Source organism: Kitasatospora sp. NPDC058170 (assembly GCF_042883905.1).
In the GTDB taxonomy this organism is placed as follows: Bacteria; Actinomycetota; Actinomycetes; order Streptomycetales; family Streptomycetaceae; genus Kitasatospora.
Window position 1 is genome coordinate 121,102 of the sequence record NZ_JBHVUV010000022.1, and the last position, 21,410, is coordinate 142,511.

The window sequence follows — 21,410 nt, forward strand, 5'->3', positions numbered from 1 at the left end:
CTCCACGGCGCATCGCCTCCACGATGCCGCCTTCCCGGGCGCAGCCTTCCCGTGGTGCCGCCCGTGCGATTATTCTCTCGTTCAGCGAGATTATTGTTCAGCGAGCAAACACGCCACCCGGAGGGCCCGATGTCCACGTCTGCCACGACCTCCGCCGACGGCTCCGCCGGCTCAGCCTTCTTCGCCGCCTACGACGCCGCCCTGGCCCGCTGGCCCGTCCCGGCCGAGGCCCTCGACGTGCGGACCGAGCACGGCACCACCCGGGTCAACGCCTGCGGCCCGCGGGACGGCCGACCCCTGGTCCTGCTGCACGGCGGCGGCGCCACCTCAGCCGCCTGGTTGGCCTGCGTCGGGGCGCTCGCCGCCGCCGGACACCGCGTCCTCGCCGTCGACCTGATCGGCGACCCGGGGCGCAGCGTCCTCGACGGCTCCCCGCTCGGCTCGGTGGCCGGACTGCTGGGCTGGCTGGACGCGGTGCTCGACGGGCTCGGCGTCCGGACCGCCGACCTCTGCGGCCACTCGTACGGCGCCTGGATCGCCCTGGAGTACGCGCTGCACGCCCCGGCGCGGGTCGGTCGGCTCGCCCTGCTCGACCCCACCCAGTGCTTCGCGGGCTTCCGCCCCGGCTACCTGCTGCGCGTGCTCCCGCTCCTCCTCCTGCCCCGCACGACCGCCCGCGCCCGCTCCTACCTGGACTGGGAGAGCCGCGGCAGCGGCCTCGACGCCGGGCTGCGCGAGGTGTACGCCCTGGGCCACGCCGGCTTCCCGGCCTCCCGCCCGGTCACCGGACCCCGCCCGACCCCTGCCCGCCTGCGCGAACTGGCCGCCCCGACCCTGGTCCTGGTCGCCGAGCTCAGCCGCCCCCACGACGCCCGCCGCCTCGCGGATTCGGCCCGCGCCGCCCTGCCCGCCGCCACCGTGACCGTCCTGCCCGGCGTCTCCCACCACACCCTCCCGACGGCTCACCCCGCCGAACTGAACCGCCACCTCACGGAGTTCCTCACCACCCACGGCTGACCCCGCCCACCGGGCACGCCCCCGCCGCCCGGCTACCCGGCAGCCCGACGACCGGCCGGGACGCGGTGCCCTCCACGGGCAACCGGCTTCCTCCCGGCGGTGGCCGATGCGGCGGCTGCCCGCAGCAGGCGGGGGTCCTCCCTACTCCCCCGGGCCCGCCAGGCCGTCGATCAGGGCGGCCAGGGCCGCCGGGAGTTCGTCGCAGCGCCCACCCGGTCGCGCGTACGGGGTGTCGGCCAGGACACGGGCCAGGGCCGGGAGGCGCTCGGGATCCACGGCGGCGAAGACGACATGGCGCTGGTTGGGTTCGCGGGGCGGGCTGACGGGGTGTTCGGAGAGGAGTTCGCCGAGGACGAGCTGCCAGCAGGAGCGGAACGCCGCCGAGGCGCGGGCCGGTGGCAGCCCGGCGGCCATCAGGTCGGCGAGGCAGGCGTCGGTGAAGGCGAGGGCGTTCTCTGCTACCAGCTCGCCCCGGATCAGGATGTGCAGCACCCAGGCGTGGCCGGCCATGTAGGTGTGGGCGTCGAGCAGCCGCCGCAGCACCCGGGTGCGCGGCCCGGTGCCCGGCACCTCGACCGGGAGGCCCTCGGCGATCTGCTCCAGCACGGCGAGCAGCAGCGCGTCCCGGTCGACCACGTGACGGTACAACGAGGCCGGGGCGGTACCGAGTTCGGTCGCAACGCTGCGCATCGTCAGCATGTCGATGCCGTCGCGTTCGATGACCCGGCGGCCGGCTGCGACCACCCCGGCGGTGGTCAGCCCGGGCCGAGGGCGGCGGCGCCCGTACCGGCCCCGCTCGGGAGTCCCGGACGCCTCGGGCACCCCGTCGCCCGCGGCGCCGCCGGCGACGGATGCGGCGTGCTCGACCGAACCGCTCTGCTCTGGCATTCCGCCATCCTGCCACGCGTCACGGGCCTCCCAGCAGGGCGCTTGCGCCCTCCATCATGTAAGGCTTACCTTACGCGAACAACGTTCGCATCGGAGGTCGCCATGCCCGAAGCCGCACCGCCCCGCACCGACTCCACCCCCGCCAAAGCCCCCGCCAAAACCCCCGCCCGAGCCGGCACCCTCACCCGCACCGCAGGTGCCGCCTCCGCCGGTACCGGCGGGCGGAGCGGCCTCGTACTGCTCACCGTCTGCCTCTGCCAGCTGATGGTCACGCTGGACGCCAGCATCGTGAACATCGCGCTCCCCGCCATGGGTGAGGCGCTCGGCTTCGCCGACGGCGCACTGCCCTGGGTGGTCAATGCCTATGCGCTCGCCTTCGGCGGCCTGCTGCTGCTCGGCGGCCGGATCGCCGACCTGGCCGGACACCGCCGTGCCCTGCTCGCCGGCCTGGTGCTCTTCGGCCTCGCCTCCGTCCTCGGCGGCTTCGCCCGGACTCCCGCCCAGTTGGTCTCGGCCCGCGCCGGACAGGGCGTGGCGGCCGCGGTGCTGGCGCCGATCAGCCTGACGCTGATCATGGTGACCTTCGCCGAAGGCCCCGCCCGCGCCCGCGCGGTGGGCATCTGGTCGATGGTGACCGCGGGCGGCAGCGCGCTGGGCGTCCTGCTCGGCGGTCTGCTGACCGACCTGCTCGACTGGCGCTGGGTTCTCTTCGTCAACATCCCGATCGTGCTGGTCGGGGTGCTGCTGGCCGGGCGGTCGATCCCGGCCGTCCGACCGCCGCGCACCGGGCGGCTGGACGTGCTCGGCGCGGTGCTCGGCACGGCCGCGATGACCGCGCTGGTCTACGGGCTCATGGAAACCGACCGCCACCCCTGGGGTTCGGCCCGGACCGTCGGCACCCTCGCCGCGGCCGTGCTGCTCGGCCTCGCCTTCCTGGCCTGGGAGGCCCGGTTCGCCTCGGCGCCGATCGTCCGGCTGGGCGTGCTGAGGGCCCGGACGGCCTGGGTGGCGAGCCTCGTCGTGACGCTGATCGGCGCCTCGATGCTGGTCGGCTTCTACTTCTGCTCGCTGCACCTGCAGAACGTGCTGCACTACGGTCCGCTGGCCGCCGGCGCCGCGTTCCTGCCGTTCTGTGCCGGGACGATGGCGGGCAGCATGATCGCCGGCCGCCTCACCGCCCGGTACGGCAGCCGGACCGTCCTCACCGGCGGCCTGCTGCTGGCGGGCCTCGGGATGCTCTGGTTCGGCGGGCTCGGCGTGGACTCGGGCTATCTGGAGGCCTTCGTCGGACCGTCGGTGGTGGCGAGCGTCGGGGTCGGGATCTGCATGGTCGCCAATACCTCGATGGGCACTTCGGGGGTCGATCCGCGCGAGGCCGGACTGGTCAGCGGCCTGCTCAACGCCGGTCGCCAGTGCGGCGGAAGCATCGGGCTCGCCGTGCTCTCCACCCTCGCCGTGGCCGCCACCCGGCACGCCTCGGCGGCGGGCGACACCCCGTTGGCGGCCCTGGCGGCCGGGTACGACCGGGCGTTCGTCGTCACCGCTGCGCTGCTGGGCGTGGCGGCGCTGATCGCGGTGGTGTTCGTACCGGGCCGGGCCGCCGCTGCGCGGCGCTGACCCGGGGGCGCTGACCCGGAGGCGCTGACCTGAGGCATTGACCTGGGGACGCTGACCTGGCGGCCCGTCCTCTGCCCGGGTCCGGACGGCCGTCACTCCCGCGCTGTCGACCTACCAACCTGTCGACCTGTCGACCCGCTGCTGGGCCTCTCCGCCGGACCGCGGCGAGGAACGGCTCCACCGGTCGCGGCCGGAGCGACCGGCCGGAGGCCGTCCCCGCCGACCGGAGCCGGTCGTTCCCGGCCCGGCCGGTCGTTGCCCGCGGATCAGGTGTCGGCAGGCGCGGGTACAGGTCAGCGCGGTACGGGTCAGCTGGGCACGTCCGCAAAGCGCGCGTACCGCCGAGCGCGGGTTCGGGCGGATCCAGGTGTCAGTAGATCAGGTAGCCGGGCCGGTGGCCCTCGTCCTCGATCTCCCCGGTGGCCTGCGCCCGCAGCTTGCGGGACAGCGATTCCAGGGCACGGGAGGCCGCGACCTCCTCGCCGATCCGGGCGAGCGGACGGTCGTCCGCACTCTTGATCGACTCCCCGTGGGCGCTGAGGCCCGGCGCCCTCGCGCCCGTCAGCCTCGCGTCACATCCCGTGTGCACGCCGTCTTCCTCGAAGCTCAGCTCCACATCCCACTGGTTGTGCATGCCACACCTCCTGGCGCCGGCCCCCGTCGTGCCTGCTCGGACCGGCACGGATGGTCACCCGGCACGGATACCTGCTCCGTGGCGGCTGCTCACACCAGCGTGCGCCCGCCCCGCCCGCCGCGGCAAGCGCGAGCGCCGCAGAGGCGGGCGGGATGAGCGGGACGGGAGGAGTGTGCAGGACCGGCAGAACGAGCGGGACGGGCGCAACGGCCGGGTGGGCGAGCGCGGCATCGAGCGCGGTGCCCCAGACGCAGCGGGCACGGTGAACCAGGCGTCGCGGGCGCGGCCGGCGCCGACAAGCCGCCGGCCAACCGCCCCGGCGGTAGGCTGGCGACAGCGCGCCGCGACCGCTGTCGAACCACGGACCGCCGGTGCGGCGCCGGCAGCAACGTTCGGGTGGTCCCTTCGTGGCGGTCTTCCTTCTCGCCCTGAGCGCCGCCTGCTGCCTGGGACTCGGATTCGTCCTCCAGCAGCACGCCGCGCAGCGGGCTCCGCGTGCCGACCTACTGCACTGGCGGCTGCTGCTCGACCTGCTGCGGATGCCCGAGTGGCTGCTGGGGACCGGCTTCATGGTCAGCGGCCTGATCCTCTCCGCACTCGCCCTGGACCAGGGCGAGGTCTCGCTGGTCGAGCCGCTGCTCGCCACCAACCTCATCTTCGCGATGGCCCTGTCACGTGTGCTGACCCGCCAGAGCCTCGGCCGCTCGGGCTGGGCCGGCGTGCTGCTGCTCGCGCTCGGGGTGACCGCCTTCATCGTGGCCGGCCGCCCGACCGGCGGCGGCGAGGCGGGCGGGGAGCTGCGGCAGTGGCTGGTGGTCGGGATCGTGGTGGGACTGACCCTGCTGCTGGTCTCGATGGCCCGCAGGCTGCCACTGTTCGAGGAGGCGACGCTGCTCGCCCTGGCCGCCGGGCTGCTGTACGGCCTCCAGGACGCGCTCACCCGGGCCACCGCACAACGCCTGGACCACGAAGGCCTGGGCGCGGTGCTGCAGACCTGGCAGCCGTACGCGGTGGCGGCGGCGGGGGTGGTCGGACTGCTCCTGGTGCAGAGCGCCTTCGAGGCCGCACCCCTGCGGATGTCCCTGCCCGCGCTGACGGCGGCGCAGCCGATCACCGGCATCGCCTGCGCGGTCGCCTTCCTCGGCGACCGGCTCCGGATCACTCCCGGCGCTCTGGCCTGGGAGTCGGCGGGGCTGGTCGCGATCGTGGTCGGGGTGGTGGTGATCGGACGCCACCCGGCCATGCCCGGCAGCGCCGCCAAGGGCGGCAGCGGCGGGACTGCCGAGGACGGCGCCTCCGCCGGGGCCGACACCGCAGGACACGGCACCGTCGACGGCATCGGCGACGGTGCCGGTGACAGCACCAGTGACGGCGCCAGTGACGGCGCCATCGGCCGCGGCCCCGACGACGGCCCGGGCTCCCGGTAGCCGGCAGGAGGCTCGGATGTGCTGGAGCGCGCAGGCGGACCTGATCGCCGGTGGCCTGGTGTCCGGCGTCGGCGTGCTGTGCCTGGTCCGGGCGCACCGGGCCGGACACCCGGAGCGGCTCCCCCTCGCGGCGCTACCCCTGGTGTTGGGCCTGCACCAACTGATCGAGGCCGCCGTCTGGTTCGGCGCGGACGGCGGTCTCTCCCCCGGCCCCGCCGGCTGGGCCCGCACCGCCTGGGCGGTGATCGCGTTACCGCTGCTGCCCCTCCTGGTCCCGGTCGGGGTCTGGTGCGCGGCAGGCCCGGCCGAGGACGACCCCGCGATCACCGGTCGACCTGCCCTCGATGAACGGTCCACCGTCACCGAACCGTCCGCCGTCACCGGACGGCCTGTCGGCGCCGGACGGCCTGTCGTCGCCGGACCGCCTGTCGTCGCCGGAGGATCCACCGCCGCCGGACTGTCCGCCGTAGGCGACCGGCCCGCCGCCGGCCCGCGACACGCAGCGGCCGGCCGGAGGCGGCGTGCGGTGCTCGCCGGGTTCGCACTGCTCGGCGTGCTCGTCGCCGTCCCGCTCGCGACGGCGGTGGCGACCCACCCGGTGACGGCCCAGGAGCACGGTCGCACCCTCAGCTACGCCATCGGCATCCCCCATCCGGGCCTGCTGCTGACCGGCTACCTGCTCGCCACGGTCGGCTCGCTGCTCGTCAGCGGTGACCGCCTGCTCCGGCGGCTCGGCGTACTCATCGGCGTGGGAGCCGCGGTGTGCGCGGTGCTGTGGCAGATGGCCTTCGTGTCGACCTGGTGCGCGCTGGCGGCGGTGGTCAGCGTGGTCCTGCTGCACTGGGCAGGCCGGCGCAGCGACTGAACCCTCCGCTGCCAGGCCCCCGCCCCCGCCTGCACCTCTCGCACCTCCCGCACTTCGTCACCGCCTACGGCTACGCCGCCACCGTGGGCCGCTCCGGCGGTGTGCCCGCCGGAGCGTCCGGTATCAGGTCGGCGGCTGCCCGGCCCTTGCCGCGCAGGCGGTCCATCTCGCGCCACTCGGGCCGCAGCCCGGCCACGGCGGTGGTGGCGAAGTACAGGCCGCCGGTCACCAGCAGCACGGGGACCAGCCCGGACAGCGCCACCGCCGAACCGGCGAGCAGGCCTCCCAGCGGGATGCCCGCCCAGGCCAGCGAGTCGCCGAGGGCGCCGACCCGGCCGAGCAGATGGCGGGGCACCCGCTCGAAGGTGACCGCGCCGAGGATCGGGTTCAGAAACCCGGCCCCGAACCCGCCCACCGCGAACACCGCGAGCACCGCCCACATCGGCCCGTCCAGGGCCAGCACCAGGAACCGCGGCGCCCCGCAGAGCAGGAACCCGGCGAAGAACACCGTCCGACGCGGCAGCCGGTGGGCGATCGCCGCGGCTATCACGCTGCCGGCGACCGCCGCGATCCCCCAGGCACTGCCGGTCAGCCCGATCGCGGCCGGACCACCGCCCGACTCCTTGGCCCAGACCGGCACAAGGACCGTCATGAACCCCGCGTCCAGCAGGTTGGTGATCCCGATCATCACGATCACCGTCAGCAGCAGCGGCTCACCCCGCAGGAAGGTGAAGCCCTCGCGGAACATCCGCCAGTAGCCCACCTGCTCCTCCGCCGAGGCCGCCGCCCCCGGCCTGTCCGCCCCCGGTCCCTCCGCCCCTGGACGCGCCGTCCCTGAACCGCCTGCCGTCGAAGCCGCGACCGCGACCGCCGGGCGGCCCACATCGCGGGGCAGCACGAGCGAGATCACCACCGAACCCAGGGCGAAGGCGATCGCGTTGACCGTGAGCCCGGCCATCGGGCCGAGCAGCGCGATCAGCCCGCCGCCCACCGCCGGACCGACCGTGGAGGCCAGCCGCTCGGTGACCCCGGCGAGGCCGGTGGCCCGCTCCAGCGGGATCCGGGCGTGGTCCGCCGCCTCCGGGACCATCACCTCCTTGGCCAAGTCCCCCGGGCCGCGCACCGCGCCGATCAGCCCGACCATCACCAGCAGCAGCCAGAACGGCAGCAGGCCCGTACCGTGCAGCAGCGGCACGAGACCTGCGGCGACCGCACTCACCGCATCCGTCGTCCACGACACGACGCGCGGACCCAGCCGGTCGATCACCGGCCCGGCGAGCGCCTTGACCAGCACGTACGGCGTCATCTCGACGAAGGCGACCAGCCCCGTCATGGTGGCGCTGCCGGTGGTGGCGAGCACGAACCACGGGAGGGCGATCGCCGAGACCCGTGTACCCGTCAGGGAGATCGCCATCGCGGTGAGCACACCGGCCAACGGCCGGACACTGCGCGGGGCGGCAACCGCCGGAGCCGCGGTCGAGGCGGCGCTCATGGCCGGTCCTCCCCGTCGGCGTCGTGGTCGTCCGAACCGCCCTCCAGGTCGGGCAGCAGCTGGATGCCCACCGTGACCCGCTCCGCCTGCTCGGGCGCGGCCTCGCCCACCTTGCGATAGCGCCCGATCACCGCCGCCAGCTCCGCCGAGAGGCTGCGCGCCTCCTCCGGCGTGAGCTGCAGCGCCCAGTCGCTGAAGTCGGCGGCGTGCCGCCAGTCGCGCGGCATGGTCTCGAAGGAGTTCAGCGCGCGCTGCATGGTCAGCGTGTGCGCGGCGACGATCGACTGCATGTACCCGAGCGCGGCCTCGGGCTCCTGGTCGGCCAGGTCCATGTCCGTCCACCAGGTGCTCTGGTGCACGGACTTCCACCAGCGCTCACGGGCGTTGCCCCGCTCGGCGTCCTCGGCGACGAACCCCGCCGCGGCGAGCTGGCGCAGGTGGTAGCTGGTCGCCCCCGAGGTCAGGCCCATCCGCTCGGCGAGCCTGGTCGCGGTGGACGGGCCGTGCCGGCGCAGCAGTCCGATCAGCTGGACGCGCACGGGATGGGCCAGCGCCCGCAGGCCCTTGGCGTCGAGAACGACATCGGTCTGCGGGTCGGGGCTGTGCGGCCACCGGGCTTCTTCGGTCATGGCAGCAGCGTAGAACCGCAAACACTTCTTCGCAAAGGGTTATTTGCGAAGAGTTCTTTGCGGTTCCGCTCGCCCGCGGCCCCGCCGCAGGGCAGCACGGGGCAAAGCAGGCCAATGCATGGCAAATCGGGATGGACAAGGACGGAATCCGGACGGCCGGGCCGCCGAACCGCCGGGACGCCACCCACGCGGCCTCAGTCCCGGGCAACCGCCAGCGTCAGGACCACCGTCAGACCGCCGCCGGGGGTGGCCTCGACGCCCAGCCGGCCGCCGGCCGCCCGGACCAGACCGTTGAGGGCGGGCCCGGCAGGCCCCCCGGAGCGCATGCCGGCTATCAACCACTGCCGGGCCTCGGGGAGTTCGCAGCGCCCCCGGTCCACCACCCGCAGCTCCACCCGGGCCCGGTCCTCCCCCGGGCCGCCGGAGCCGACGGCCGCGTGCGCCCGGATCAGCACCCTCGACCCGGCCGGGCTGCGCCGGATCGCGTGGTCCACCAGCCCGGCCACCGCCGACTCCAGCCGGCGCCCGTCCGCGACCACCACCGGCAGTCCGGCCGGCACCTGCGCCAGCGCCCCCGCCGACCGCCCGTCGCCGCGCAGCACCCGCTGCACCACCTCGGCCACCTGGACGTGCTGCGCCGACGGGGCACACCCCTCGGGGCGCCCCGTCCACCCCACCCGCTCCAGCTCGGGCCGGGTCAGCGACCGCGGCCCGGCCATCACGTCGGTGCGGGCCCGCCCGGCACCGTGGCCGTCCGGCTCACCGGCCCCACCGCCCAGGACCCCACCGCCCAGGACCCCGACGGCCGACCCGCCGAGGCCGCCGAACCCGCCGAGCACCCGGGCACCCGCCGCAACCCGGCCCCAGAGCTTCCCGCGCGCCATCGCCCTGCCCCTCGTGCATCACCGGCTGCCACCTCGCGTTCGCGGCACGCCGAACGGGCCGCGTGCGGCCCCTCGGCCAAGCCTGCGCCCGCACGGCGCCGGTGACAATCCCGCTCCCGGACACGAAGCGCGGCCCGCACCCCGCCGGTCGGCGGAACGCACACCCGTCGACCGGCGGGGCCAGGCCCCGGACCGGCCCCCGTCCACCCGGCCCGATCCGCCCGCCGAACCTAGACTGGCCCCATGACCCGGCTCAACGACCAGGTCCAGGAGCTGCTCCAGGAGTACGCGGACCTGATCTCGATCACCGGCGGGGACGCGTTCCGGGCCCGCGCCTACGAGAAGGCCGCCCGCGCGGTCGGCGGTCACCCCGAGGACATCGCCGGACTGGACGCCAAGGGGCTCCAACAGATCCCCGGCGTCGGCAGATCCACCGCCGAGAAGGTCGCCGAGTACCTGCGCACCGGCCGGATGGAGGCCCTGGAGACACTGCGCGCCGCCATCCCGGCCGGTGTCCGGGAGGTGATGGCCGTCCCCAGCGTCGGGCCGAAACGCGCCCTCGCCCTCTACCGCGACCTGGACATCGCCTCCGTCGACCAACTCGCCGAGGCGATCCGCGCCGAGCGGCTGACCGAGGTGCCCGGCTTCGGCGAGCGCAGCGGCGCGAAGATCCTGCACGGCATCGAGCTGCTGCGGCAGTCCGGCGGCCGGACCCTGCTCGACGCGGCCACCGAGCAGGCCGAGCAGATCGTCGCGGCGCTCACCGCCGTCCCCGGCTGCACCCGCTGCGCGTACGCCGGTTCGCTGCGCCGGATGCGCGAGACGGTGGGTGACATCGACGTGCTCGCCACCGCCGAGGACTCCGCTCCGCTGATGGCCGCACTCGCCGAACTCCCCCACGTGGCCGAGGTGATCGGGAGCGGCCCGACCAAGACCTCGGTGCGCACCGCCAAGGGCCTCCAGGTCGATCTTCGGGTGGTCCCCGAGGAGGACTGGGGAGCGGCGCTGGTCTACTTCACCGGCTCCAAGGCGCACAACATCAAACTGCGCACCATGGCCGTCCGTGCGGGCCTGAAGCTCTCCGAGTACGGGCTGTTCGACGCCGAGAGCGGCGAGAAGGTGGTCTCGGCCACCGAGGAGGAGGTGTACGCGGCGCTCGGCCTGCCGTGGATCGCCCCGCCGCTGCGCGAGGACCGCGGCGAGATCGAGGCCGGCCTGCGCGGCGAACTGCCGGATCTGGTCGCCGAGGACGACCTGCGCGGCGATCTGCACACCCACACCGACCTCACCGACGGGCTGGCCACCCTGGAGGAGATGATCGACACGGCGGCCGCCCGCGGCTACGCGTACTACGCCGTCACCGACCACGCGCCGGACCTGGTCATGCAGCGGATGACCGACGAGAAGATGCTCGCCCAGCGCGAGCGGTTGCGCGAACTCGCGGGCCGCCACCGCCGGATGCGGCTGCTGCACGGCACCGAGCTGAACATCGGCCCGGACGGCGGCGTGGACTGGCCCGCCGAGTTCCTGGCCGGGTTCGACGTGTGCGTGGCCTCCGTCCACTCGCACTTCGGCGCCGACCGGGCCGCCCAGACCCGCCGCCTGATCCGCGCCTGCGAGAACCCGAACGTGCACGTCATCGGCCACCTCACCACCCGGCGGATCGGCCGGCGCGGCCCGATCGACGTCGACCTGGACGCCGTCTTCGAGGCGGCCGCCCGGACCGGCACCGCGATCGAGATCAACAGCTCGCCGCAGCGGCTCGACCTGCGCGACGAGGACGTGCTCCGGGCGAAGCGGCACGGGGTCCGGTTCTCGATCGACAGCGACGCCCACGCGACCGGTCAGCTGGCCTACCCGAGGTACGGGATCGGCACGGCGCAGCGGGCCTGGCTGGGCACCGAGGACGTGATCAACACCTGGCCCTGGCAGCGGCTGAAGCGGTTCCTGCGCAAGGACGCGCTGCGCTAGTGCCGCGTCAGGCAACTTTTGCCCGTCAAGGAGCGGCGTCCGGTGCGTGCTATCGGCGTGCCGGCCGGAAGTCCTCGTACTGGACGTACTTGGGCTTTCGGCCGGTGCGGCGGGAGTGCGTGCCGGGCGTCGCGACGGGGCGAAGGTTGCCTGACGCGGCACTAGCACCCGCATGGCACCCGGCGCCGGCGCGACCGGCACATCCGCCTCCGCGCTCCCCTCCAAATCGCCGCATTTCGACCGCCGAACCCCTGGTGCAAAAGGGACGGGAGGCGCATCATGAGTAGTGGACCTGCGAGGTAGCCGAGGGAGTTCGACCGCAGGAGGCAGTGGCGACAGATCGAGACGGATCAGGGTCTGCCGCTGGTACCTCGGTCGACGATCGAACTGTGAGGCCGGAGGACGGGATGTCCGGAGGCCACCCCCGCCTCGCAGGTTCCGCACACCCCGGGCGCCCGCCGAGCCCTGAGCCCAGGCCCTGATCCCTGGCGCTGATCCCTGGCTCGTGTCCGACCGTTCCCGGTAAGCGCACGCCCGGCGGTACCCGCCCTACGCCACAGGCTGCGGGTACCCCATCTCCCAGGCGTGCACGGCGATTCCCACCCGGTTGGAGACCCCGAGCTTGCGCTGGATGCTGGCCAGGTGCGTCTTCACCGTCCCCGCCGAGATGAACAGTTCGGCGGCGATGTCCGCGTTCGTCCGGCCCGCCGCCACCTGCCCGGCGATCTCCACCTCCCGCTCGGTGAGCTGCGCCACCTGCGGGCGCCGCCCGGCCGGACGCCGGGGCGCGGCGGTGACGTGCTTGAGCAGGCGCACGGTGACGGACGGGCTGATCAGGCTCTCACCACTCGCCGCCGCACGGACCGCCTCGGCCAGCAGCGCCGGGCCGGAACGCTTCAGCAGAAACCCCGACGCGCCGTGCTGCAGCGCGGGGTAGACGTACTCGTCGAGGTCGAAGGTGGTCAGCACGACCACCCTCACCGGGGTGACGGCACCGGGACCGGCCAGTCTGCGGGTCAGCTCCAGTCCGTCCATCCGGGGCATCCGGATGTCGACCAGCGCGACGTCGGGGCGCAGCTGGGCGGCGAGTTCGAGCGCCGCCATGCCGTCGGCGGCCTCGCCGACGACCGTGATGTCCGGCTGCGCCTCCAGGATCCGCCGCACCCCGCGGCGGACCGTCTCCTGATCGTCCGCGATCAGCGTACGGATGGGCGCAGGATGGGCACTTGTCACACGGAGCAGTCTCGCACGGCCGACCGACCGGCCCCGGGCGTGGACTCAGCCCCGGCCACGGACTCAGCCCCGGGCGCGAACTCAGACCCGCGCGCAAGCCCCGCCCCGGGCTCAGGAGGCGCCGCCCTTGAGGTCGGTCTCCCGCCCGTCCCGCAGCACGGTGAGGTTGCGCGGCACCTCGACCCGGAACCGGGCATCGCAGTTGGCGATGCCGACGCAGCCGGCCTGCAGGTCCAGGGTGTCGTCGCTCAGAACCCAGCTGGTCTCCTTCCGTCCCACCACCCGGGCGTCGAACCAGCGGGTCACCTTGATGTCCTGCCGGTCGGTCGCGACCAGGTCGGTGGAGACCTCGTGGGAGCGGACGTTGAGGGTGGTACCGCCGTAGCCGAAGGTCTTCTCCTCGGGGGTGGCGTCCGAGGCCGTCGCACAGCCGGTGACGGCCGCCAGCGAGGCGAGGGCGGCCAGGGCGAGGGCGGTGGCGGGCGTCTTGCTGCGGCGGGCGGGCGATGCGGTCATGGGAAGAATCCTCCGGCGGGGCACGAGTGGGGTCACGGCTACGAGCATCGCCGTTCCACGCGTGCCTGCCATCTGCCGTTCGGCAGATACCGGGTGACCCGCCTCCCCCGAGCCCCCGCCCTCCGCCGGAGGTGTCGGACACCTCCACCTGGCTTCGGGTGACCGGTTCCCCCGCAAACCGCTCACGGGGGCCGGATACGGCGAGTATGGTCGGTTGTATGGCAGTGAGAAAAGTGACCGTGACCATCCCCGAAGATCTCCTCGAGGAGATCCGGACCGAGGCAGACGAGCGAGGCATCTCCGCGTACGTCACCGAGGCACTGCGCGCAAAGCGCGACCGGGACAGGCTCCAGGAGCTCGTCCGCTGGCTGGAGGAGGAGCACGGACCGGTTACCGAGAGCGAGCAGTCAGCAGCGTCGGCCGAGTTGGCCGGACTCGATGCCGAGCACGAGCGCCGCCGGGCCGCCCGGAGCAAGCACACCGGAGAGTCCGCGTGACGAAGAAGCCCGGCACCGGACCCAAACCTCTTCGCGTCTTCGTCCTCGACTCCGAAGCCCTGTCACTTGCCGTTCGCGGTGACCGCATGATGATCGCCCGCCTCGAACTCGCGGCGCGTGGCGAGGCCGACGTCGTGACCTCTCCCATGACCCTGGTCGAAGCCCATGACGGAAGGACCACCGAACAGCGCTGGGACTGGGTCCTCTCCCGCGTCAACGTGGTCGAGCTGGGCAGGGACGAAGCCAGGCAGGCTCGCCGACTACTGGCTGCCGCCAACCTGCACGGCCACAAGTACGCCATCGACGCCATGCTCGCCGTCGTCGCGCTGCGCCAGAGAGGCCAGGTCACCGTCTTCACATCCGATGTCGACGACCTGGAGAAGCTGCTCCCGGACAGCATCGTCGTCAGCAAGGTCTGATCCGCCGCAACAGGTCCGTCCATCCCCGAGCGCCTCTCCCGCGCAGCCGTGGAGCGACGGCCTCAAACCCGCCCCGCCGGGAATGCGGGCCGGGTGCGGTCGGGCCCGGCCTGACGCACCGGCAGCACACAGGTGATCCGCCAGCCGGACGGCCGGTGCGGGCCGGCGTCCAAGGTCCCGCCGTGGACGGCGACCCGCTCGGCCAGGCCCGCCAGTCCGGTGCCGCCGCCGGTGCGCCGCCGCAGCAGGCCCTTCGCTCCGTGCGCACCCCCGCCGTCGTCCGTCACCGACACCTCCACCACCCGGCTCGTGCCGATCGCCGGCCGGCCAGCGTCGATCTCCGCCCCACCCGAGCCGATCACTGCCCCACCCGAGCCGGTGTCCGTCCCGCCCGAGCCGGTCACCGGCTGGACCGCGACCCGGACGGCCACCTCGGTGGCGCCGGGGGCGTGCCGCCGGATGTTGGTCAGGGCCTCCAGGACGACGGCGTACACCGTCTCCTCGGCCTCGCCGGACAACGCGGCGGAGCTCTCCGCCGCCAACTCGACGGTGGCGCGGGTGGAGCCGGAGGCGCCGAAGCGGCCGACCAGTTCCGGCAGGTCCGCGAGCCCGCGCACCCGGGTGGCGGAGGCCGTCGGCTCGGCCTGCGGCTCACGCAGCGCCCCGACCATCTCGTCCATCGAGTCCAGCGCCCGCAGCCCGGCCTCCTCCAGGCGGCGCAGCAGCGCGGCCGTCTCCTCCCCGTCCTGGCCTGGGAGTTGTCCGGCCTGCGCCTCCAGCACGATTCCGGTGATCTCGTGCGCGACGAAGTCGTGGAGCCCGCGGGCCACTTCGAGGCGCTGCTCGCGGCGGGCCCGCGACACCGCACGTTCCCGGCGGGCGTCCAGCGCCCGCAGGTAGAGGCCCGCCCCGGCCACAGCGACGGCAGGGAGCAGGGAGAGCGAGACGGCGAGCAGCGAGGCCGACCAGTCGGATTGCGGCACGCGCAGGGTGAACCGCAGCGGCAGCAACAGGAGCGCCACCGCCAGCAGCACCAGCACCGGGACGACCCGCCGCCCGCGCACCCGGCGCGCCGCCCGGCCGAACAGCACCAGCAGGGCCGCCCATTCGAAGGGCAGCCACAATCCGGCGAGGCGGTAGGGGCCCGAGTAGCCCGCGTCCAGGGCGAGCGAGCACACGGCAGCGGTGCCGGCCGCCACGGCGAGGGTGACCCGACCGGACGGCCAGGGCAGCACCGCCACGGCTCCCGCGAGCGCCGCCGTCGCGGCGAGCAGCAGCGCGGCCGGGTGATCGCCCGGGTGTGCCAGCAGGACGGGCGCGGCCAGGACCAACACGACGGCGCCGCCCAGGAGTCGGCGGATTCGGACGACGCCGGAGGGAGGCAGGAGGGCGGTGCGCATGCGCCCGAGCCTACGGGGCGACTCCGGACCCACTCGCCCCGCTCTCCCGGGGGAGGCCGGAATCGTCCGCGAGGAGGAGGGAGTCCCCCCTGTCGCGGGAGGTCTGGCCGCCAGTCGGAGCGGAGAGTGGTCCCTGCCGGAACCGAGGCGAGACCCGCACCGGCGCCGACTCCACCGACCGCCCCGCCGAGAAGGACGAACCGCCATGTCCCGTCGTAGCACCGCCAGTACCGCCGCCCGGGTGGCGGCCGTCGCCGCCCTCTGCCTGGCGGCCACCGTCGCCGCCGTGCCCGCCAACGCCGACCCGGCCGGCGACGCCTCCTCGGCCGCCCGGGTCCGGGGCAACGCCGGGGCCACCCTCACCGCCGACTTCCCGGGCTTCGAGGGCGACGCCGTCCGGTTCGAGGTCGACGCCAGGACGGACGTCAACTCCGCGCCCGCCCACGGCAAGGGGCACTTCCACGTGACGCACCACCGTCCGGACGGGCGGCTGGTCGCCGACTTCGAGGGCGACATCGGCTGCCTGGCCGTGGGCGGCGGCACCGCGATCGCCACCGGCGTGGTCACCAAGGGCGAGGTGCCCTGGTTCCCCGGCACCGAGGTCGTGGGCACCAAGGTGTCGATCACCGTCCAGGACAACGGCCGCGCCGACCGGCTCGGGTGGATCTGGGGCGCGTTCGGGGCACCCGTCTCGGACTGCCAGGGCACGGTACCGTTCATGCGCACCAGCAGCGGCGGCGGCTTCACCGTACGGGGCTGACCCACCCGGACGGTGCGGGGCCGGCGTTCCGGGCCGCACCGCCCGCCCACCCGCACGGAGGACCACCCGATGACCGTCGACCGGCCGACACCCGCACCTGCCGCCGGACCCGCCCCCGACCAGGGCCAGAGCCCAGGTCCGGGTCCGGGTCCGGGTCCGGGTCAAGCGGGCAGCCGGAGCGCGGGGCGAACGGCATCGGCCTCCGTGACCACACCGGTGGCGGTGGACGACGGGCACCCGCTCGCCGTCGGCCGGCCCGGCCAGGGCCCCGGCCCGGTGCTGTCGCGCGCGGACACGGGGGTGCTGCGCGCGCTCACCGGTCCGGTCCCGGCGACCGGCCCCGGACGCCATCACGGCCGAGTCCCCAACCACCGCCACGGCCACAACCACGGCGACAGCCACAGCCACAGCCACAGGAGGAACGCGCCGGCCGCCCCTTCGGAGGCCCGGCGATGAGCACCGCCGACTACCGCCGACTGACAGCCGTCGGTCCCTACTTCGCCCTGGACTCCGCCGACGCACCCGGCGACGGCCCCCCGCCCGGCTTCCAGCCGCTGCGCGACCTGTACGCCGAGGGTCCGGAGTCCCTGTCGGCCCGGCGGGTGGACGTGGTCGCCCAGCGGCTGGGCGGCGTCGAGCCGCGGGTCGCGGCATCGATCCTCCAGCTCGGGCTGGCGGCCCGGTTCTGGTCGGTCGGACTCGGCGCGGCCACCCTCCTGGGAACGGTGCCCGAACTGCACCCCGACCGGTCGTACCTGCGCGTGCCCGACCAGGGCCCGGTCGACCTGTGGGTACCGTACGAGGACACCCGGGCGGACCGCGAACCGCTCGCCGACCAGCTCCACCGGATCGTCGTCCAGGGCCAGTTGACGCCCCTCGCGGCGGCTCTCCGGTCGGTCGTCCCGGTGTCGGCGCGGCTGCTGTGGGGCAACGCCGCATCCGCACTGGCCGGGTCGCTCCGAATGCTGAACGGCCAGGTGCCGCCCGGCCCGGCCCGCGCGCTCGTGGCCGAACTGCTCGGCCGCGCACCGCTCGCCGGCACAGGGACGCTGCGCGGCGCCGCCTTCCGGCGCAACAGCTGCTGCCTCTACTACCGCGTGGGCCCGGGCGCCGGGGTCTGCGGCGACTGCTGCTTCGACCGTCCGCCCCGACCCGCCGCGCACTGAGCCGGCACCTCGTCGGACCCTGCCGACCAGCAGACCGGCCGACCGGCCGACCAGCACGCAGCGTCGAACCAGCCGCCCCCGGCACCGGGTTGAGCCCCGTCCACCGCCCGTTCCAGGCGGCCTTCCCCGGCAGCCACTACGATGCCTGCCGGGGAGGGTGATTCGCATGAGTGGATCCGCGCACGCACGCCGGGCCGTCGTCGCGGCGCTGGTCGCCGTCACGGCACTTGGCTGCTCGGCGACTCCCCCACCGGCACCCCTGGGAGAGACGGACCCGGACTTCGCCAGGGTCCGCACCGACACCGCCCCGCTGCAGCGCCGCTTCGCGGCGATCGGAGAGCTCTCCGACCCGCACTGGCTCGGCTACAACCTGCACTACGAGAGCCGGCCCCTCGTCCCCGACCCGGACCCGCCCATCCGGGTGGTCGGGATCGCCCGCCTCCCCGCAGGCACCGCCGCCGCCATCACCTCCCGCCCCGAGTACGCCTTCCACCCCATCGAGCCCGTCGACCCCGCCGGCCCTGCCTCCCCCACCGCGAGCACCCCCGGCAGCCCCCGGCCCGACCTCCTCCTCCCCGGCCCCGGCCAACTGCCCGTCCCGCTCATCCACACCCTCCCCGTCGAGTCCGACTGGCTCACCAGCGACGCCTACGACCGAACCATCACCAAGTCGCTCTACCAGGGCCGGTTCTTCCTGGACCCGCTCTCGGACAGCGTCTACTTCGACACCATCGCCCCCACGGTCGTGGACGGCAGCAGCCCGTCCTAGCGGGTCGTCAGCCCCCGAGCACCGCTGCCGACCCAGCTCAACCCAGGCCCCCAGGCCCTCAGACCCCCGACCCAGGCACCCAGGCCGGACGGCGCCGCCGGTAGTAGGCGTAGGTCAGGGCCAGGACGATCGGACCCCACAGCATCACCGGGCCGATGCAGACCCGCGCCAGCAGCTTCCACCACCCGTTGCTGAAGGCCACCTCGTGGAAGCCCAGGAGGTCGAACCAGGCGAGCGGCAGCGTGTTCCACAGCGCGACCAGGCCCAGGCCGCCCAGGGTCGCCGGAACGACCGCGGCGAGGGGCGCGACCCGCCTCCCGCCGATCAGCGGCACCCAGCCGGGGACGACCTCGCCCCACCCGCTGACCAGTCCGACGCAGAGCAGCGCCAGCGCCTCGGTGAACAGGCTGAGCCCGACGACGTAACCCGGGGCCCACCACGGCATGGGCGGTGCCGCCGGGTCGACCGTGCCCATCGTGAAGTCGAACGCGAACGGCAGGCGCCACAGGCAGTGCGGCAGCACGACGAACGGCAAGGACCTGGCGAGCCGGAGCGCCCAGCGCGGGACCGGACGCTCGGTGGCTCCTGAAAGAGGTGTGATCGGCATGGCTCCACGGTCGCCGAGCCCCGACCGCGGTACGTCGGCCGCGCGGACGGTCCCGGTCCCCCGCCGGAGCCACTTCCCCACCAGGGGCTCCTCCTTGCGGCCGATGGTCGGCACGCCCCCGCCGGGGCGACCGGGGGCGTCCGGTGGCGGGCGTCCGGGGCGTCCGACGGCGGGCGTCCGGCGCCGTCAGCCGACCCGCCGGGCCAAGACCTGTCCCGGCCAGTCCCCGGAGAGGAAGCGATCGGTGGGGGTGAAGCCGTTGCGCTCGTAGAACGCGACCAGTTCGCCTCCGCCGCCCGCCCAGCAGTCGACCCGCAGCAGCGCCGCACCGGCCCGCCGGGTCTCCTCGACGGCGTGGTCCAGCAGCGCTGCCCCGATGCCCCGACCGGCATGCCGCCGGTCCGAGATCAGCAACCGGACGTACCGCTCGGGTTCCCCGGCCGGCGCGATCGGCAGCTGCGGGCTGGGCCCGGAGTCCAGCACCAGGGCGCCGACGGGCGTTCCGCCCAACTCCGCCATGTAGGGCGTGTTCTCGGTCAGGTAGCGCTCGACCCTCGCCACCCCGCCGGGCTTCTGCGAGTACGGCGTCGTGCCCCACTGCTCGGTGTTGCCGCGACCGTTCATCCAGACCACCGCGGAGTCGAGCATGTCCAGCACGGCCGGTGCGTCGGCCAGGCCACCCGATCTGATCTGCAGGTCCTGCGTGGTTTCGTTCACGGAGGAAGCTTAGACAGTGACGGAGGACAGGGCAGGGGCGAAGCCCGCAGCGCAGCGCTGCGGCCTGTCCGCCGCCCCTGCCGCCACCGCCGCCACCGCCAGCCGGGCCCCGCGCCGCCTCAGAGCAGCTCGAACACCCCGTACGAGAACCCCTCCGCCCGGATCTCCCCACCCGTCACCCGCACGCCCTGCACGTCCAGCGGCCGCACCACCGCACCTGACGACGAAGCCCCGGACACCGGAGTCCCGGACACCGAAGCATCGGACGACGAAGCCTCGGACGACGAAGCCCCCAGCGGCACCACCGCCGGATCCCGCCGCGGGTTGACCACGACCAGGTACCGCCCGGCCCGGGTGTACACCAGCGGATAGCCCGCATGCCGCACCTCCACCGAACCGCCCGCGCCCAGCCCCGGGTGGGACCGGCGCAGCGCCACCAGTCGGCGGACGGTGTGCAGCAGCGACGTCGGGTCGGCCCGCTGGGTGGCCACGTCGGGCCGCCCCCGGTCCGGGTCGACGGGCAGGTAGAGCCGCTCGGCGGGCGCGGTGGAGAACCCCGCGTTCGGCCCGGGAGCCCACTGCATGGGGGTGCGCGAGCCGGCCCGGTTGTAGCGCGGGCCGAGCACACTGCCCTCGGTGTCGGGCAGCCCGGGCAGGTAGCGCATGCCGATCTCGTCGCCGTAGTACACGGCGGGCAGGGTGGGCCAGGTGAGCAGGAGGGCGAAGGCGGGGGCGAGCTGCTCGGCGGTGCGCGGGCCGGTGGCGAGCCGCGAGAAGTCGTGGTTGGCGGTGGGCAGGGCGATGTACCCGGCGCCCTCGGTCAGTTCGGCGGCCGAGCGCCAGGCGTCCAGGAAGACCTGCGGGGTGCCCCGGCCCTCGGCGTCGAAGTAGCAGGCCCCCTGCTGCCAGAACTCCTCGACCGTGCCGGCGTTGTTGTTGAACAGCGAGCGCAGCGGCAGGCCCTTGTCGGGGCCGCCGAACTGGAGGAAGAAGTCGGCGTGGAAGCCGGCCGCGACGGCGGTGGCCGGCTCGCCCCACTCGGCGAACAACGCGGCCTGCGGGTGGGTGCGGTCGAGCCAGTCGCGCAGCTCGGTCCAGAGCTTGGCGGTCTCGGTGAACCCCGGGTCGTCCTTGACCAGCGAGGACGCCATGTCGACGCGGAACCCGGCCAGGCCGAGGCCGAGCCAGTGCGACATGATCTCGCGCAGCGCGGCCCGGTTGGCGCGCGGGCCCTCGGCGTCGACCGACTGGCGCCAGGGCTGGTCGGAACGGCTGCGCGCGTAGCCGAAGTTGAGGGCGGGCTGACAGTCGAAGAAGTTCGGCCGGTACCAGCCGGGGCGGCTGCCGGGCGAGGCGACGAAGCCGTCCACCGGTGTGCCGGACCAGATGTAGCGGTGGTCGCCCGGGTCCTCGGCGGCGGCCAGGAACCAGGGGTGCCGGTCCGAGGTGTGCCCGGCGACCAGGTCGAGCAGGATCCGGATGCCCTTGCGGCGGGCGGCCTCGACCAGGGCCACCAGGTCCTCGGTACCGCCGTAGCGCGGCGCGGGCGCGAGGTAGTCGCTGATGTCGTACCCGGCGTCGCGGAACGGCGAGGCGAAGCAGGGGTTGAGCCAGACGGTGTCGACGCCGAGCCAGGCGAGGTGGTCCAGGTGCTCCGCGATGCCGGCGAAGTCGCCGATGCCGTCCCCGTCGGAGTCGGCGAAGGTCTGCGGGTAGATCTGGTACAGGACTGCGTCGGCCAGCCAGTCGGGGCCGGGACGGGTCGAGGTCATGGTGGTGGATCCTCCTGCCGGGTGCCGGGGGCCGGGTCTCAGATTCTCGTCCAATCCCGGCCGTCCCGACAGTCCGCCTCACCGGTCCCGGCGGCCGCCCTCACGCCCGGGGCCACTCAGGCCCGCACCG

At 74.5% G+C, this 21,410-nt stretch carries 21 protein-coding genes; 10 read left to right on the forward strand and 11 right to left on the reverse strand.

Going from position 1 to position 21,410, the window contains the following annotated elements; genetic code table 11:
* Nucleotides 1–129 precede the first annotated feature (129 nt).
* Nucleotides 130–1,017, forward strand: coding sequence for an alpha/beta fold hydrolase (locus ACFVVX_RS24760; protein WP_387948789.1), 888 nt, complete (start codon nucleotides 130–132; stop codon nucleotides 1,015–1,017).
* Between the two features lie 141 nt (nucleotides 1,018–1,158).
* Here ACFVVX_RS24760 and ACFVVX_RS24765 read toward each other — a convergent pair whose 3' ends face one another.
* A complete protein-coding gene (locus ACFVVX_RS24765; protein WP_387948790.1) occupies nucleotides 1,159–1,905 on the reverse strand; it encodes a TetR/AcrR family transcriptional regulator in 747 nt (248 codons plus the stop codon).
* Between the two features lie 102 nt (nucleotides 1,906–2,007).
* Between ACFVVX_RS24765 and ACFVVX_RS24770 the strand changes: the two genes are divergently transcribed.
* A complete protein-coding gene (locus ACFVVX_RS24770) occupies nucleotides 2,008–3,522 on the forward strand; it encodes an MFS transporter (RefSeq protein WP_387948791.1) in 1,515 nt (504 codons plus the stop codon).
* A gap of 370 nt (nucleotides 3,523–3,892) precedes the next feature.
* Here the strand turns inward: ACFVVX_RS24770 and ACFVVX_RS24775 are convergent, their stop codons facing one another.
* Nucleotides 3,893–4,156, reverse strand: coding sequence for a dsRBD fold-containing protein (locus ACFVVX_RS24775; protein WP_387948792.1), 264 nt, complete (start codon nucleotides 4,154–4,156; stop codon nucleotides 3,893–3,895).
* 407 nt (nucleotides 4,157–4,563) lie between these two features.
* On the opposite strand from ACFVVX_RS24775, the gene ACFVVX_RS24780 reads away from it, so the two are divergent.
* Together ACFVVX_RS24780 and ACFVVX_RS24785 are read left to right on the forward strand one after the other, a co-directional pair.
* Nucleotides 4,564–5,583: a DMT family transporter gene (locus ACFVVX_RS24780; RefSeq protein WP_387948793.1), complete on the forward strand. Its 1,020-nt coding sequence runs from the start codon at nucleotides 4,564–4,566 to the stop codon at nucleotides 5,581–5,583.
* Between the two features lie 16 nt (nucleotides 5,584–5,599).
* Nucleotides 5,600–6,448: a DUF6629 family protein gene (locus ACFVVX_RS24785; protein ID WP_387948794.1), complete on the forward strand. Its 849-nt coding sequence runs from the start codon at nucleotides 5,600–5,602 to the stop codon at nucleotides 6,446–6,448.
* Between the two features lie 70 nt (nucleotides 6,449–6,518).
* Here the strand turns inward: ACFVVX_RS24785 and ACFVVX_RS24790 are convergent, their stop codons facing one another.
* From ACFVVX_RS24790 to ACFVVX_RS24800, 3 genes are all read right to left on the reverse strand, one after another.
* Nucleotides 6,519–7,940, reverse strand: coding sequence for an MFS transporter (locus tag ACFVVX_RS24790; RefSeq protein ID WP_387948795.1), 1,422 nt, complete (start codon nucleotides 7,938–7,940; stop codon nucleotides 6,519–6,521).
* Complete coding sequence (locus ACFVVX_RS24795) at nucleotides 7,937–8,569, reverse strand: ArsR/SmtB family transcription factor (protein WP_387948796.1); 633 nt, start codon at nucleotides 8,567–8,569, stop codon at nucleotides 7,937–7,939. Before ACFVVX_RS24795 ends, ACFVVX_RS24790 begins: the two co-directional genes overlap by 4 nt.
* Nucleotides 8,570–8,763: 194 nt before the next feature.
* Nucleotides 8,764–9,453 (reverse strand): hypothetical protein, encoded by a 690-nt coding sequence (locus tag ACFVVX_RS24800; protein ID WP_387948797.1) that lies wholly within the window; start codon nucleotides 9,451–9,453, stop codon nucleotides 8,764–8,766.
* 243 nt (nucleotides 9,454–9,696) lie between these two features.
* Between ACFVVX_RS24800 and polX the strand changes: the two genes are divergently transcribed.
* Complete coding sequence (gene polX / locus ACFVVX_RS24805; protein ID WP_387948798.1) at nucleotides 9,697–11,424, forward strand: DNA polymerase/3'-5' exonuclease PolX; 1,728 nt, start codon at nucleotides 9,697–9,699, stop codon at nucleotides 11,422–11,424.
* A 549-nt stretch (nucleotides 11,425–11,973) separates the two neighbouring features.
* Here polX and ACFVVX_RS24810 read toward each other — a convergent pair.
* Together ACFVVX_RS24810 and ACFVVX_RS24815 are read right to left on the reverse strand one after the other, a co-directional pair.
* Nucleotides 11,974–12,657, reverse strand: coding sequence for a response regulator (locus tag ACFVVX_RS24810; RefSeq protein ID WP_387948799.1), 684 nt, complete (start codon nucleotides 12,655–12,657; stop codon nucleotides 11,974–11,976).
* Between the two features lie 111 nt (nucleotides 12,658–12,768).
* On the reverse strand, nucleotides 12,769–13,173 hold the full coding sequence (locus ACFVVX_RS24815; RefSeq protein ID WP_387948800.1) for a hypothetical protein: 405 nt from the start codon (nucleotides 13,171–13,173) through the stop codon (nucleotides 12,769–12,771).
* A 218-nt stretch (nucleotides 13,174–13,391) separates the two neighbouring features.
* On the opposite strand from ACFVVX_RS24815, the gene ACFVVX_RS24820 reads away from it, so the two are divergent.
* Nucleotides 13,392–13,670, forward strand: coding sequence for a CopG family transcriptional regulator (locus ACFVVX_RS24820; RefSeq protein WP_387948801.1), 279 nt, complete (start codon nucleotides 13,392–13,394; stop codon nucleotides 13,668–13,670).
* Nucleotides 13,667–14,089, forward strand: coding sequence for a PIN domain-containing protein (locus ACFVVX_RS24825; protein WP_387948802.1), 423 nt, complete (start codon nucleotides 13,667–13,669; stop codon nucleotides 14,087–14,089). Before ACFVVX_RS24820 ends, ACFVVX_RS24825 begins: the two co-directional genes overlap by 4 nt.
* Nucleotides 14,090–14,151: 62 nt before the next feature.
* Here ACFVVX_RS24825 and ACFVVX_RS24830 read toward each other — a convergent pair whose 3' ends face one another.
* On the reverse strand, nucleotides 14,152–15,489 hold the full coding sequence (locus ACFVVX_RS24830; protein ID WP_387948803.1) for a sensor histidine kinase: 1,338 nt from the start codon (nucleotides 15,487–15,489) through the stop codon (nucleotides 14,152–14,154).
* A gap of 205 nt (nucleotides 15,490–15,694) precedes the next feature.
* On the opposite strand from ACFVVX_RS24830, the gene ACFVVX_RS24835 reads away from it, so the two are divergent.
* From ACFVVX_RS24835 to ACFVVX_RS24845, 3 genes are all read left to right on the forward strand, one after another.
* Entirely contained in the window at nucleotides 15,695–16,249 is a 555-nt protein-coding gene (locus tag ACFVVX_RS24835; protein WP_387948804.1) for a hypothetical protein, read from the forward strand.
* A 452-nt stretch (nucleotides 16,250–16,701) separates the two neighbouring features.
* A complete protein-coding gene (locus tag ACFVVX_RS24840) occupies nucleotides 16,702–17,415 on the forward strand; it encodes an IucA/IucC family C-terminal-domain containing protein (protein ID WP_387948805.1) in 714 nt (237 codons plus the stop codon).
* 166 nt (nucleotides 17,416–17,581) lie between these two features.
* Complete coding sequence (locus ACFVVX_RS24845) at nucleotides 17,582–18,184, forward strand: hypothetical protein (RefSeq protein ID WP_387948806.1); 603 nt, start codon at nucleotides 17,582–17,584, stop codon at nucleotides 18,182–18,184.
* Between the two features lie 58 nt (nucleotides 18,185–18,242).
* Here ACFVVX_RS24845 and ACFVVX_RS24850 read toward each other — a convergent pair whose 3' ends face one another.
* From ACFVVX_RS24850 to ACFVVX_RS24860, 3 genes are all read right to left on the reverse strand, one after another.
* Complete coding sequence (locus ACFVVX_RS24850; RefSeq protein WP_387948807.1) at nucleotides 18,243–18,791, reverse strand: hypothetical protein; 549 nt, start codon at nucleotides 18,789–18,791, stop codon at nucleotides 18,243–18,245.
* Between the two features lie 186 nt (nucleotides 18,792–18,977).
* Nucleotides 18,978–19,439 carry a GNAT family N-acetyltransferase gene (locus tag ACFVVX_RS24855; RefSeq protein ID WP_387948844.1) on the reverse strand — a complete coding sequence of 154 codons (462 nt, stop codon included), beginning with the start codon at nucleotides 19,437–19,439 and terminating at the stop codon, nucleotides 18,978–18,980.
* A 188-nt stretch (nucleotides 19,440–19,627) separates the two neighbouring features.
* Nucleotides 19,628–21,280: an alpha-amylase family glycosyl hydrolase gene (locus tag ACFVVX_RS24860; protein ID WP_387948808.1), complete on the reverse strand. Its 1,653-nt coding sequence runs from the start codon at nucleotides 21,278–21,280 to the stop codon at nucleotides 19,628–19,630.
* Nucleotides 21,281–21,410 lie beyond the last annotated feature (130 nt).

Coding starts and splice junctions, on each gene's coding strand:
- ACFVVX_RS24760 (WP_387948789.1), top strand. CDS start 130: ATGTCCACGTCTGCCACGACCTCCGCCGACGGCTCCGCCGGCTCAGCC.
- ACFVVX_RS24765 (WP_387948790.1), bottom strand. CDS start 1,905: ATGCCAGAGCAGAGCGGTTCGGTCGAGCACGCCGCATCCGTCGCCGGC.
- ACFVVX_RS24770 (WP_387948791.1), top strand. CDS start 2,008: ATGCCCGAAGCCGCACCGCCCCGCACCGACTCCACCCCCGCCAAAGCC.
- ACFVVX_RS24775 (WP_387948792.1), bottom strand. CDS start 4,156: ATGCACAACCAGTGGGATGTGGAGCTGAGCTTCGAGGAAGACGGCGTG.
- ACFVVX_RS24785 (WP_387948794.1), top strand. CDS start 5,600: ATGTGCTGGAGCGCGCAGGCGGACCTGATCGCCGGTGGCCTGGTGTCC.
- ACFVVX_RS24790 (WP_387948795.1), bottom strand. CDS start 7,940: ATGAGCGCCGCCTCGACCGCGGCTCCGGCGGTTGCCGCCCCGCGCAGT.
- ACFVVX_RS24795 (WP_387948796.1), bottom strand. CDS start 8,569: ATGACCGAAGAAGCCCGGTGGCCGCACAGCCCCGACCCGCAGACCGAT.
- ACFVVX_RS24800 (WP_387948797.1), bottom strand. CDS start 9,453: ATGGCGCGCGGGAAGCTCTGGGGCCGGGTTGCGGCGGGTGCCCGGGTG.
- polX (WP_387948798.1), top strand. CDS start 9,697: ATGACCCGGCTCAACGACCAGGTCCAGGAGCTGCTCCAGGAGTACGCG.
- ACFVVX_RS24815 (WP_387948800.1), bottom strand. CDS start 13,173: ATGACCGCATCGCCCGCCCGCCGCAGCAAGACGCCCGCCACCGCCCTC.
- ACFVVX_RS24820 (WP_387948801.1), top strand. CDS start 13,392: ATGGCAGTGAGAAAAGTGACCGTGACCATCCCCGAAGATCTCCTCGAG.
- ACFVVX_RS24830 (WP_387948803.1), bottom strand. CDS start 15,489: ATGCGCACCGCCCTCCTGCCTCCCTCCGGCGTCGTCCGAATCCGCCGA.
- ACFVVX_RS24835 (WP_387948804.1), top strand. CDS start 15,695: ATGTCCCGTCGTAGCACCGCCAGTACCGCCGCCCGGGTGGCGGCCGTC.
- ACFVVX_RS24840 (WP_387948805.1), top strand. CDS start 16,702: ATGAGCACCGCCGACTACCGCCGACTGACAGCCGTCGGTCCCTACTTC.
- ACFVVX_RS24845 (WP_387948806.1), top strand. CDS start 17,582: ATGAGTGGATCCGCGCACGCACGCCGGGCCGTCGTCGCGGCGCTGGTC.
- ACFVVX_RS24850 (WP_387948807.1), bottom strand. CDS start 18,791: ATGCCGATCACACCTCTTTCAGGAGCCACCGAGCGTCCGGTCCCGCGC.
- ACFVVX_RS24855 (WP_387948844.1), bottom strand. CDS start 19,439: ATGCTCGACTCCGCGGTGGTCTGGATGAACGGTCGCGGCAACACCGAG.
- ACFVVX_RS24860 (WP_387948808.1), bottom strand. CDS start 21,280: ATGACCTCGACCCGTCCCGGCCCCGACTGGCTGGCCGACGCAGTCCTG.